Annotated in this window: 12 protein-coding genes; 7 read left to right on the top strand and 5 right to left on the bottom strand. The window is 67.3% G+C overall.

Annotated elements, in window-relative coordinates; genetic code table 11:
* Positions 1-35: 35 nt before the first annotated feature.
* The 3 genes from coaD to ASF51_RS14360 form a co-directional block, all read right to left on the bottom strand.
* Positions 36-518: a pantetheine-phosphate adenylyltransferase gene (gene coaD, locus ASF51_RS14370; protein WP_055931262.1), complete on the bottom strand. Its 483-nt coding sequence runs from the start codon at positions 516-518 to the stop codon at positions 36-38.
* A gap of 9 nt (positions 519-527) precedes the next feature.
* Positions 528-2183, bottom strand: coding sequence for an ABC-F family ATP-binding cassette domain-containing protein (locus tag ASF51_RS14365; RefSeq protein ID WP_055931259.1), 1656 nt, complete (start codon positions 2181-2183; stop codon positions 528-530).
* A gap of 149 nt (positions 2184-2332) precedes the next feature.
* On the bottom strand, positions 2333-2659 hold the full coding sequence (locus ASF51_RS14360; protein ID WP_162236965.1) for a YciI family protein: 327 nt from the start codon (positions 2657-2659) through the stop codon (positions 2333-2335).
* Between the two features lie 89 nt (positions 2660-2748).
* Here ASF51_RS14360 and ASF51_RS18810 point away from each other — a divergent pair, with 89 nt between their 5' ends.
* The gene (locus ASF51_RS18810; protein WP_200926140.1) at positions 2749-3186 is read left to right on the top strand and encodes a VOC family protein; all 438 of its coding nucleotides are present in this window, start codon (positions 2749-2751) and stop codon (positions 3184-3186) included.
* Positions 3187-3244: 58 nt separating this feature from the next.
* Positions 3245-4237, top strand: a complete 993-nt coding sequence (locus tag ASF51_RS14355) for a phosphotransferase (RefSeq protein ID WP_055931253.1) — start codon at positions 3245-3247, stop codon at positions 4235-4237.
* A 479-nt stretch (positions 4238-4716) separates the two neighbouring features.
* On the opposite strand, the gene ASF51_RS14345 is transcribed toward ASF51_RS14355, so the two are convergent.
* Positions 4717-6927: an ATP-dependent DNA helicase RecG gene (locus tag ASF51_RS14345; RefSeq protein ID WP_055931249.1), complete on the bottom strand. Its 2211-nt coding sequence runs from the start codon at positions 6925-6927 to the stop codon at positions 4717-4719.
* A 44-nt stretch (positions 6928-6971) separates the two neighbouring features.
* Between ASF51_RS14345 and rsmD the strand changes: the two genes are divergently transcribed.
* The gene (gene rsmD / locus ASF51_RS14340) at positions 6972-7541 is read left to right on the top strand and encodes a 16S rRNA (guanine(966)-N(2))-methyltransferase RsmD (protein WP_055931246.1); all 570 of its coding nucleotides are present in this window, start codon (positions 6972-6974) and stop codon (positions 7539-7541) included.
* A 283-nt stretch (positions 7542-7824) separates the two neighbouring features.
* On the opposite strand, the gene ASF51_RS14335 is transcribed toward rsmD, so the two are convergent.
* Entirely contained in the window at positions 7825-8883 is a 1059-nt protein-coding gene (locus ASF51_RS14335; protein ID WP_055932186.1) for a thiamine-phosphate kinase, read from the bottom strand.
* A 68-nt stretch (positions 8884-8951) separates the two neighbouring features.
* On the opposite strand from ASF51_RS14335, the gene ASF51_RS14330 reads away from it, so the two are divergent.
* From ASF51_RS14330 to ASF51_RS14315, 4 genes are all read left to right on the top strand, one after another.
* A complete protein-coding gene (locus ASF51_RS14330; RefSeq protein ID WP_082480074.1) occupies positions 8952-9485 on the top strand; it encodes a DUF3515 family protein in 534 nt (177 codons plus the stop codon).
* 40 nt (positions 9486-9525) lie between these two features.
* On the top strand, positions 9526-10503 hold the full coding sequence (gene corA / locus ASF51_RS14325; protein WP_055931240.1) for a magnesium/cobalt transporter CorA: 978 nt from the start codon (positions 9526-9528) through the stop codon (positions 10501-10503).
* Positions 10504-10590: 87 nt separating this feature from the next.
* Positions 10591-11802: a toxic anion resistance protein gene (locus ASF51_RS14320; RefSeq protein WP_055931236.1), complete on the top strand. Its 1212-nt coding sequence runs from the start codon at positions 10591-10593 to the stop codon at positions 11800-11802.
* Between the two features lie 25 nt (positions 11803-11827).
* Complete coding sequence (locus tag ASF51_RS14315; protein WP_055931232.1) at positions 11828-12346, top strand: hypothetical protein; 519 nt, start codon at positions 11828-11830, stop codon at positions 12344-12346.
* Positions 12347-12350 lie beyond the last annotated feature (4 nt).

The raw sequence follows: 12350 nt of genomic DNA, 5'->3' as shown, positions 1-12350 counted from the left end.
CCACTCGCGTGTGAAGAACAGGTTTCGACGGCGCCTTATTGGGTGTTCAAGAAGTCGGCGACAACGGTCGGCACATACGGAGACACGTCTCCGCCGAGAGCCGACACCTGCCGCACGAGCGAACTCGACACGTGCGCGTGCGCCGGGTCAGGAAGGAGGAAGACCGTTTCGACACCGGCGAGGTTGCGGTTCACGATCGCCATGGGGGTCTCGTAGGCCACGTCGACCTGCGAACGGATTCCCTTGACGAGGGCACGCGCGCCCACGTCGGTGCAGTAGTCGACGAGCAGCCCGACGCTCCACGAGTTGACGACGATGTTGCGGGGCAGGCCCTCATCGAGGATCGCCTGCTCGATGAGACGCACGCGCTGCGAGATGGGCAGGAGCGCCGTCTTCGCAGGGTTGTGCACTACCAGCACATGCACCTCGTCGAAGAGGCCGGCGGCGCGGGAGATGACATCGAGATGTCCGAGGGTGACGGGGTCGAACGACCCGGGGACGACGGCGACGCTGCTCATTGTTCGACCCTATCGTTCGATCACTGTGCCGTCAGTGACCTGCCACTGACGATTGAGCCGAACGGTCTCGAGCATGCGCCGGTCGTGAGTGACGAGCAGCAGCGTTCCCTCGTACGACTCGATGGCCTGTTCGAGCTGCTCGATCGCCACGAGATCGAGGTGGTTCGTGGGTTCGTCGAGCACGAGGAGGTTGACGCCGGTCGCCTGCAGCAGGGCGAGGCCGGCGCGGGTGCGCTCCCCCGGCGAGAGCTCGTCGACGGGGCGCGAGACATGGTCGGCCTTCAGGCCGAACTTCGCCAGCAGCGTGCGCACCTCGGCGACCGGCCAGTCGGGCACCTGCGCCTCGAAGCTCGAGGCCAGGGTGGAGTCACCGGCGAGAACGGCCCGCGCCTGGTCGATCTCGCCGATCGCCACGCTCGCTCCGAGGCTCGCCATGCCCTCGCTCGGGGTCGTTCGCCCGAGCAGCAGCCTCAGCAGAGTGGACTTGCCGGCGCCGTTCGGGCCGGTGATTCCGATCCTGTCGCCCGCGTCGACCTGCAGCGACACGGGCCCCAGCGTGAAGTCTCCCTGCTGCACGACCGCGGCGGACAGCGTGGAGACGACAGAGCTCGACCTCGGCGCGGAACCGATCGTGAACTGCAGCTGCCACTCCTTGCGCGGCTCCTCGACCTCGTCGAGGCGGGCGATCCTGCTCTCCATCTGACGCACCTTCTGCGCCTGCTTCTCGCTCGACTCGACAGAGGCCTTACGCCGGATCTTGTCGTTGTCGGGCGATTTCTTCATGGCGTTGCGCACGCCCTGGCTCGACCACTCGCGCTGGGTGCGGGCCCGCCCCACCAGGTCGGCCTTCTTCTCGGCGAACTCGTCGTACTCCTCGCGCGCATGCCGCTTCGCGGTCTCGCGCTCCTCGAGGAACGAGTCGTAGCCGCCGCCATACACGCGGTTCGTGCCCTGGGCCAGGTCGAGTTCGACGACCCGGGTGACGCTCGACGCGAGGAACGCCCGGTCGTGGCTCACCAGAACGACGCCGCCGCGAAGCCCACGGATGAAGCCTTCGAGCCGCTCGAGCCCGTCGAGGTCGAGGTCGTTGGTGGGCTCGTCGAGCAGCACGATGTCGAACCGCGACAGCAGGAGGGCGGCGAGTCCGACGCGGGCAGCCTGTCCGCCCGACAGCGAGGTCATCAGCGCGTCGGAGGAGAGGGAGAGTCCGAGTTCGGCGAGTACGACCGGAAGACGGTCGTCGAGATCGGCGGCCCCGCTGGCGAGCCAGCGTTCCAGCGCCGTCGAGTACACGTCGGCCGGATCGGGTGCGCCCGGTGCGACGCCCGCGGTGTCTCCGAGCGCCTCGGCCGCCGCATCCATCTCGCGTGTCGCCACCGTCGTGCCGGTGCGCCGACCGACGTACTCGGCGACCGTCTCGCCGACGACTCGCTCGTGCTCCTGCGGCAACCATCCGACGAACGCGTCTCCCGGCGCGAGGGTGACCGTGCCCTCGAGGGGCGCGTCGAGGCCGGCAAGGATGCGCAGCAGGGTCGACTTGCCGGCCCCGTTGGCGCCCACGACGCCGACGATGTCGCCCGGGGCGACGGTGAGGTCGAGGGAGCTGAAGAGTGTGCGGTGGGCGTGGCCGCCGGCCAGGCCCTTGGCCACGAGTGTTGCGGTCATGACTCCATGGTGTCAGTAGGTCGTGCCGTGGGCGTCATCCGCCCGCGACAACCATCGGTCGGTCCTGGGAGTGGTCATAGTTCTCACCGTCAGCGTGCCGTTCGGAGCCGATCACCTGAGGCCGTCACCAAGATCGGAAGGGCCGAGTGTCAATACTCGGCAAGCTCGCGAATCTCGACCGAGCCGTAGAGGGGAGCAAGACGGGCGAACCGAACCGCTTCGGCACGACTCGGGCACTCGAGCACGTAGTACCCGACGAGAGCACTGTTCTCGCTCGTCTGGAGCGGAGTCGTCTTGCCGGCCGTGCTGTCAGGCAGAGTCAGGGCAGTCTTGATGGACAGACTCTCGCCGGCATCGGCGAACTGGCCCGATTCGACGAAAACCTCTTCTCTCTTGAGCAGCGTCTCGTAATCGGCCCAGGCCGCGTAGTCGTCCGCTGTCCCGCCTCCCGCATAGCTGCCATCAGACCACATCAAGAGCATGACCTTCATAGAACCTCCCGGGTGTCACTTGAGCACTCTTCCACCTACTGGTGGCAAATCCAACGGAACGGCAGACTCGATCTATGCCCATGCCACCCCGTTTGTCCGTTGTGACCGTCGGAGCGAGGGATCTGCCACGATTGCGACGATTCTATGGCGCGCTCGGGTGGCACGAAGTCGCGGGCAGCGGCGACGACTGGGCGGCGTATCTTGTCGGCGGCGTGCTGTTCGCGCTGTACCCAGAAACCGTCCTGGCCTCAGAATCCGGGGCGGATACGACGGGGCCGCTGGGGTGGTCCGGAGTCACCTTCGCCTGCAATGTCGATTCAGCCGGCGAGGTCGACGAAGCTATTGCGGCTGCGATCGAAGCGGGCGCAACGGTGATCGCGCCTGCCGCTTCGAGAGAGTGGGGCGGAAGATCTGGTCACATCGCCGATCCGGAAAGCAACCGATGGGAAATCGCATGGGCACCCAGCGCACGCTTCGATTCGGGAGGAAGTCTGACTCACTTCGGCACCTAGGATCCGAGAGGGAGAATCGACGCCCGTTCCAGCAAGAGCCTTGACCGCCGGGAGAAGCATGACCGAGTTTTCTGCACCAGTTCTGGACATGCTGTGGGAGAAGGATGATCCCGCAGACGTGATGACAACGCGGTTCGGGTTCAGCGACGCCGCTGAGGTAGGCCAATGGGTGGCTACCACCGTAGGCGTTCATTGGGGGTTGGAGGCCACATCAGTCACGCGAATAGTCATGAGCGGCCACAACGCCCTGGCATGGATCAGCGCCCCGTCGGGATTGTTCCTCGCAAAATGGTCAGTTCTCCCGGAGAGGTTTCGACGCCTTTCTGCGTTGGCACATCTCACCGCTTGGCTTGGTGAGCGAGGACTACCGGTTTCGGAACCCGTGCCCTCAGTCGATGGCCGCGTTCAGGTTGAAGATGGCAATGGCACCTCGATCAGTCTCCAACGCCAGATCAGCGGCCAGCTGTTGGATGTAACCGATCGAGATCAGGTACGGGCCGCCGGCGCCGCTCTCGCCACGTTGCACGCCGCGTTGGCCCGGTATCCGGGCACGAAAGAAGTAAGCGAGTTGGCCGATCCGCCCAAGCCGCTGGCAGCACGAATCACCGGTTGGCTGGAATCCGACCATTCGGGCGCTCTCTCGTCGTCCGCACGTGAAAAGGTGATCTCGCTTGTCGCAAGTGCTCCGTCCGACCATCTGGCGGCGCAACTCGTGCACGGTGACTTCCGTGCGGCCAACCTTCTGTGCAGCGGGCGCCAGGTGGCCGCGGTGCTGGACTTCGAGGAAGCGCGGATCGATTTCCCCATCATGGAGCTCGCGCAATCGGCCGTTATGCTCGGAACCCTTTTTCGAGACTGGGGGCCCGTGCCCGCCCACGTGCACGCCTGGCTCCTCGACGGGTACGAGTCCGAGCGCCCTTTGACAGCGGCGGAAAGAGAGTGGTGGAACGTCCTCGTGCTGTGGTTCTCCTTCGTGCTCGTCCCTCCGGGGCAGGACCCCACAGGCTGGGGACCGGCTGCAGACGGCTTGCTTGCCCGGATGGCCGAATGAGTTGCGCCGATGAGGCGGTCCCGATCCTTGATCTGGACTTTCACCCGTTCGTTTCGGATCAACCAGCTGGCCCAAGCCCAGCAGACGGCAGCCCCCGTGAGCCCATCCCGGCCAGCGTTGTGGTCGTTGCTACGACCATGCCCCTCTCGGACTCTGTGCGCCGACGTCTGTCCGAAGACGACGAGTTGGGTGTGCGCTACTCAGGACCTGTCAGCAGGATGCTGGCTGCCGGAGCTTCCGCGTATGTCTCGCCGAGGCCGATGGCTGCCGTCGCAGCATCGGTCAAGGCGCGCCTCGCCGAACGCGATCAACCGATGCTCGATTCGAGCTCAGGCGACGAAAACGAGCTGGCCCCTCGCGCTCAGCGGCACATCGGTCCGCAGGTCGACACCTCTCTGCCATAGGCAGTGTCTGCCAGAGGACAGTCGATCACCGGGCTCGTTGTGAGGCGCTGGGGAGAGAATGCCGCCGACACGACGTCAGCTCTTGACCAGGAACTCCGCCTCGACCTCGCGCAGACGCCGGTCGAGCGCTTCGCGAATAGCCGGGTGCTGCACGAATCCGGGGTCGCCGTCGATGATGAGCGACGCGGCCATACGTGCGTCGAGGATGAGGTCGCCGTCGCTCGTGACCCGAAGTAGACGAAGGCTCGATCGACCGCCCGACTGGGCACGGCCCAGCACGTTGCCCTCACGGCGCAGCTCGAGGTCGACCTGCGCGAGCTCGAAGCCGTCGAGCGTGGATGCGACGGCGTCGACCCGCTGTCGGGCGACACTTTCGAGCTCGGCGTTCGTGACGAGCAGGCAGAGCCCCGGCACTCCCCCGCGCCCGACGCGACCCCGCAGCTGGTGCAGTTGCGAAACGCCGAAGCGTTCGGCATCCATCACGACCATGGTCGACGCGTTCGGCACGTCGACGCCGACCTCGATCACCGTGGTGGCGACGATGATGTCGAGCCCGCCGTCGGCGAATGCGCGCATCACGGCCTCTTTCTCGTCGCTCGGCATGCGTCCGTGCAGCGACGCCACCCGCGCGCCCGCGAGCGCCGGGCTGGCCTTGACCAGGGCGGTGATCGCCTCGACGGATGCGACGGGTCGGCTCGGGCCCGCGGCCTCGGCCGCGTCGTCGACGGGCTCTTCGCCCGCCGGATCTTCGGTGGCGGTCGCGTCGATGGCGGGGCACACGACGAACGCCTGCCTGCCGAGCGCGAGCTCCTCGGCCATCCTGGTCCAGATGCGCGCGCTCCAGGTGGGCTTCTCTGCGAGCGGCACGACGAAGGTCTCGATGCCTTGGCGCCCGGCCGGGAGCTCGGCGATGGTCGACACGTCGAGGTCGCCGAAGACGGTCATTGCGACCGTGCGAGGAATCGGCGTGGCCGTGAGCACGAGCACGTGAGGAGGGGTGGCGCCCTTGCGGCGCAGGTCGTCGCGCTGGTCGACGCCGAAGCGGTGCTGTTCGTCGACGACCACCAACCCGAGGTCGTAGAACGTGACCTTGTCGCCGAGCAGTGCATGCGTGCCCACGACGATGCGCGCCTGCCCCGAGACCATGCGCAGCAGCGCCTTGCGGCGGTCGGCGGTGGGCATCTGACCGGTGTGCAATGTGGGGACGAGCTCGGCGGCGAGGTCGGGGCCGAGCGAGCGCACGATCGAGCGCAGGTGCTGCGAGGCGAGCACCTCTGTGGGGGCGAGCAGCGCGGACTGCCCTCCGGAGTCGGCCGTGGCCAGCATTGCCCGCAGCGCGACGATGGTCTTTCCCGAGCCGACCTCACCCTGCACGAGGCGGTTCATGGGTTCGTGCCGCGCCATGTCGTCGGCGATCTCGCGGCCCACCAGCTGCTGGTCGCCCGTGAGGGTGAAGGCCAACTGCTTGTCGAACCTCTCGAGGTAGCCGCCGGGCTTGGGCACCCGCGGAATGGCCTCGTGCTGGTGGGCGAGGCGGCGCTGCTCGAGCAGCGCGGCCTGCAGCACGAACGCCTCGTGAAAGCGCAGGGCGTCGCGTGCCCGCTGCCAGTCGCCGGTCTTGGTGGGGCGATGCACCAGTTCGAGCGCCTGCCGGTAGGAGAGGAGGCCCCGCTCGTGGGCCACGTCGGCCGGCACCGGGTCGGGGATGTCGCCGAGGCCGTCGAGGATGAGCTCGACCGTCTTCGCGATCTGCCAGCTCGCGATGGCAGAGCTCGCGGGATAGATGGGAATCGGCTGCTCGAGCCATTTCGATGTGGCGGCCGCACCGTCTTTGAGCTGGATGTCGTCGAACATCTCGTAGTCGGGATGCGCGAGCTGCAGTGCGCCCCGGTAGTCGGACACCTTGCCCGTGAAGATGCCGCGAGCGCCGACGGGCAGCTGGGCCTCGCGCCACGCCTGGTTGAAGAAGGTGAGGGTGAGGAACCCCTGGCCGTCGGAGATGCTGACCTCGAGGATCGACCCGTTGCGCGACTTCATGGTGCGCTTCTTGACGGTGCGCACCTCGGCCACGATTGTGACGTTCTCGCCGAGGGGCAGCTTGTCGAGCGCCGTGAGCTCGCCGCGCTTGACGTAGCGCCGGGGGTAGTGGCTGAGCAGATCACCCACGGTGACGATGCCCAGCGACTTGGCCAGGGGCGTCGCCGTTTTGCCGCCGAGGCTGCCAGAGGTGAGCTTGGCGTCGAGGATGCTGTCGCCGGGTGGCGAGACAGGGGCCGACGCGGTCATACGGCGATTCTAAGTGCGCCCGCCGACACGGATAGCATGCAGGCATGACGCGCATCATCTCCGGTTACGCAGGTTCCCGGCGCATTTCGGTGCCCAAGACGGGCACACGGCCGACGAGCGATCGAGTGCGCGAGGCGGTGTTCTCGGCCCTCGAGGCGCGCGACGTCCTGCCCGGATCGACGGTGCTCGACCTGTATGCCGGATCGGGCGCGCTCGGGCTCGAGGCCGCGAGCCGCGGCGCCGCGACGGTCGTGCTCGTGGAGAAGAATCCGGCGGCGGCGAAGGTGTGTCGGGAGAACGCGCGCCTGCTGCAGCAGGGCGCTCCGAAACCGGCTCCCCGCATCGACGTGCAGGCGAGCTCGGTGTCGAGCTACCTCGGCGCGTCTCCGGATCGCGGCATCGTCGACATCGTCTTCATCGACCCGCCCTATGAGTTGAGCGACGACGAACTCGCCCAGAACCTCGAGGCGCTGGTCGGCCAGCTGTCACCCGACGCGGTCGTGGTCGTCGAGCGCAGCGCCCGCTCGCCGCAGCCCATGCTGCCGCCGGCACTCGAACTCGACCGCCGCAAGGACTACGGCGAGACGACCCTGTGGTGGATCTCCCTCGCCTGACCGGTCGGGGCCAGCTGAGGACAAACCTCGACACCCCCACGCTGCACCCGTGCCATCGCTGGGCACACGATTGCTGCGTTGCGCCTGTGTCCTCAGTTAGCGTTGCACGTTTCGGCCTCGACGCACGAACGCGGCACGCGATGTGTCCTCCGGCGCAGGGCTCCTGGCCGTTATCGACTCGTCGCAGAGGCACCGTCCCGTGGGCGCTTAGGTGCTTTTGCGGCGACTCGAACCACCGAAAGGTGCTTTTGAGGCGACTCGATCACGGGCACGGAAGAAAGGGTCAGCCTGCGGCGCCGTCCCAGTCGGCGTAGGGATCCCAGCCGCCCGGGCGCTCGTAGGCCGCGCCGCCGACGGTCACGGAGTGCGCACCTCGGGCCCGTACCGTTCCGATCACGCGGAACCCCTCCGGCGCGCCGCCTGCGGGGAACGTGGCCAGCAGCGCGTGGTCCTCTCCCCCGGCGAGCACGAAATCCGCGGCGCGACGCCCGACGACCGGATCGATCGCGACCAGCGCGGCCGCCTCCCCGCCGATGGCGTCGGCGTGCAGCTCGATCGTCACGTCGCTCGCATCTGCGATGCGTGACGCGTCGAGCACGAGCCCGTCCGAGACATCCAGCATCGCGGTCGCGCCGGCATCGGATGCGACGACACCCAGCCCGATCGGCGAGCGAGGCGCGACCTGTTCGCGCACCAGGGCCGGATGCTCGTGCCGCACCGCGCGGGCCCGTCGCGCATCGGGTTCCCGCCCGCCTTCGGCATCCGAATCGGTGGAGCCGTCTCTGTACAGAAGCCAGACACCGGCGCCGGCCAGCCCCAGCGACCCGGCGACGGCGAGGTCGTCGCCCACCGATGCGCCGGAGCGCAGCACGGGGTTGCGCCGCTGCAGGTCTCCGATCGCGGTCACGGCGATGGTCAGCGCGGCCGACGTCGACAGGTCGCCGCCGACTACTCCGCAGCCCGGGGCGAGCTCGGCGCACGCATCGCGCATTCCGTCGGCGAACAGCTCGAGCGTGGCGACGGGGGTCTCCTGCGGAGCCGCGAGCGCCACGAGCAGCGCGGTCGGCACGGCTCCCATCGCCGCGACGTCGGCGAGGTTGGAGACCGCGGCCTTCCAGCCGAGCTCGTAAGGCGTCGACCAGGCCAGGCGGAAGTCGGGACCCTGCACCATCATGTCGGTGGTGAGCACGGTGCGCCCGTCGGAAGCGGCCACGACGGCGGCATCGTCACCCGGGCCCAGCAGCTCGGCCCGCGCACGGGGCAGGCGGCGCACGATCCGGCGCAGCGTCTCGCGCTCTCCGAGCCCGGCCACGGTCTCGCCGTGCTCCGACAGGGGATGCAGGAGAGGGGGCTGCTCGGCGAAGGGCTGCTCGAAGGTTTCTGTCACCGTTGAACGGTAGCCTGTGGGGAATGTCTCGACCACCTCTTTCACTCCGGCTCGCCACCCGCACAGCAGCCGTTCTCGCAGCCGGCCTCATGGTCGTCGGCCTCAGTGCATGCACCCAGACCGTGTCGCTCGAGCCCGCCGAGTCCGCGGCCGACCCGGCCTGCGCCGACATCATCGTGAGCCTGCCGCTCGTGCTGCCGAGCGATGCCGACAATCAAGACATCAGGCAGACCGATGCCCAGGCGACGGCCGCGTGGGGCTCGCCCGCGAGCATCCTGCTGCGCTGCGGCATCGCACCGCAGGGGCCGACCACCCTGCCCTGCCTCAGCGTGAACGGCATCGACTGGGTCGAAGACAGCTCCGACGCACCGAAATACCGATATGTGACCTACGGTCGGGTTCCCACCACCGAGGTCATCCTCGACTCCGAGGTCGTCTCCGGCACGTCGACCCTCGTCGACCTCGGGCCGGCGATCTCCAAGATCCCGCAGACGAACAAGTGCCTCGGGGCGGAAGACACGCTCGATATTCCGACCGACGCTCCGTCGGCCGGCTGACACACCACAGACGCTGACACACCACAGACAAGAGCACCGCATGACCGTGATCGACAACGCCATCTACGTCGATGGTGTTCGCACCGACAATCCCACCACCCTCGACGAGACCTTCGAGCTGCTCACCGAGCGCAACGGTTTCGCCTGGATCGACCTCGACCAGCCCGACTCGGCCGAGCTGCAGGCCGTGGCCGACGAATTCGAGCTGCATCCCCTTGCCGTCGAAGACGCCCTGAACGGGCACCAGCGCGCCAAACTCGAGCGCTACGGCTCGACCCGGTTCGTCGTGCTGAGGCCCGCCCACTACCGCGACGACGTCGAGAAGGTCGATTTCGGCGAGGTGCACCTCTTCGTCGGCACCAACTTCGTCGTCACCGTGCGCCGCACGAATCACTGCGACCTCACCGCCGTGCGCGCCCGCCTCGAGGCGTCACCGGAGCTGCTTTCGCGCGGGCCGCAGTCGGTGCTCTACGCGATCCTCGACCGCGTGGTCGACGACTACGCGCCGGTCGCATCCGGTGTCGAGAACGACGTCGACGAGATCGAAGACGAGCTCTTCGACGGCCGCACGGGCTCGCTCTCCCGTCGTATCTACGAACTCTCCCGTGAGGTGATGATGTTCCAGCGCGCGACGCATCCGCTCGTCGACCTGGTCGGCGATCTGAAACACGACGCCGAAGAGCACGAGATCGATATCGAACTGGCACGCGGATTCCGCGATGTGCTCGACCACACGCACCGCATCGTCGACCGGGTCGACTCCTATCGATCGCTCCTCGAGAACGCCTTGAGCACGCATCTCGCCCTCGTCGGCCAGCTGCAGAACGACCAGGTCAAGAAGATCTCGTCATGGGCCGCCATCCTGTTCGCTCCCACGCTCGTCGGCACCATCTACGGCATGAACTTCGACAACATGCCCGAGCTGCACTGGGCCTTCGGCTACCCCCTCGCCGTCCTGGCGATGATCGTCATGGGCGGCATCCTCTATACGGTGTTCCGCGCCAAGCGCTGGCTCTGAGCTCTCCCTCGGGCGCTCCAAGCCGAAACGATATAGTGAAACGATTCCTTTGAACTCTGAAGGCTCCGCCCCCGTTGTGAGGACACCATGACCGACGCCGCTCCCCTGCAGGCCCCGTCCGACAGCGTTCTGACGCTGACCGCACCCGAGCCCATCGCGCCCGTCGCGGCCACATCGGCTCCCGCCATGGCGCCCAAGGTCGATCCGGCCGCACTGCCCGGGCTCGATGCGAAGGTCGACACCTACCTCAACACGCTCGTCACCACAGACACCCGCTCTCCTGCCTTCGCCGCGAAGGCCAACGACGTGCGCACCATGGGAGACGTCGACATCCGCCGCGCGGCCGACTCGTCGAACAGACTTCTCGCCACGCCGGTGAAGGCTCTGCAGTCGGGCGGACTGTCCGAGAGCTCCAAGATCGGCTCCACTCTTCTCGAGCTGCGTCGCACCGTCGAAGACCTCGACCCCAGCGAGCAGAGCGTCGAGCGCAAGATCCTCGGCTTCATCCCCTTCGGCCGCAAGATCGCCGACTACTTCCGCAAGTACGAGAGCGCCCAGTCGCACCTGAATGCCATCATCAAGGCGCTCTACGACGGTCAAGACGAACTGCGCAAAGACAACGCCGCGCTCAACCTCGAGAAGCAGCACCTGTGGGAGACCATGCAGCGGCTGAACGAGTACATCTACGTGGCCGAGCGCCTCGATGTGAAGTTGTCGGCCAAGATCGCCGAGTTCGACACGACCGACCCCGACAAGGCGAAGGCACTGCGCGAAGATGTGCTCTTCTACGTGCGCCAGAAGCACCAAGACCTGTTGACGCAGCTGGCGGTCTCGATCCAGGGCTACCTGGCCATCGACGTGATCATCAAGAACAACCTCGAGCTCATCAAGGGCGTCGACCGGGCGACCACCACCACTGTCTCGGCCCTCCGCACGGCCGTGATCGTGGCCCAGGCCCTGGCGAACCAGAAGCTCGTGCTCGACCAGATCACCGCGCTAAACACCACGACGTCGAACATGATCGAGTCCACCTCGAAGATGCTGGCCGACCAGTCCGCCTCCATCCAGTCGCAGGCGGCCTCGGCCACGGTCGGACTCCCCCAGCTGCAGGCCGCGTTCGCCAACATCTACGCGACCATGGATTCGATCTCCGAGTTCAAGGTGCAGGCGCTCGACAGCATGGCGCAGACCATCGGAGTTCTCGAGACAGAGACCGAGAAGGCCAAGCCCTACATCGAGCGCGCGCGCCGCAGCGAGACGACCGAGGTCGCGAGCACGCTCGACCTCGACAAGCGCTGAGTCGACGGGTCGAGCACGACACGCAATGGGCTTCTGGCAGAACCTCCGCGACTCCGTGACGGGGCGAACTGCTGAGCGCGAATACGAATTCGAACTGCCTCCGGCCCCGACGAGCGCCGACATCCTGTCGTCGATCGCCGACGTGCAGGCCGACACGGCGGGCAAGGTTCCGCCTATCGTGACGGCGCGCATCAATCGCATCGCCAACACTGTCGCCGTGATGGTTCCGCGACTCGACCAGCTCGGCGGCGGCAGCGCACAGGCCCACACGGTGGTGTCCACCGCCACGAGCTACCTGCCCGAGGCGGTCGGCGGCTACCTCCGGCTGCCCCGCGATTTCGCCGACCGGCGTGCCGTGTACAAAGGCAAGACCTCACTGATGCTGCTCTGCGACCAGCTCGACCTGCTGGGCGCCACGCTCGACAAGATCTCGGATGCCGTCTCCCGCGCCGACGCCGCGGCTCTCGTCGCGCACGGCCAATTCCTGGCCGAGAAGTTCCAGACGTCGACCTCTCTGACCCTTCCGTCCGAACCCCTGAGCTGAGCGA

The sequence above is a fragment of the Agreia sp. Leaf283 genome, from assembly GCF_001422485.1.
Lineage (GTDB): Bacteria > Actinomycetota > Actinomycetes > Actinomycetales > Microbacteriaceae > Agreia.
This window is presented reverse-complemented; position numbering and strand designations above follow the sequence as displayed.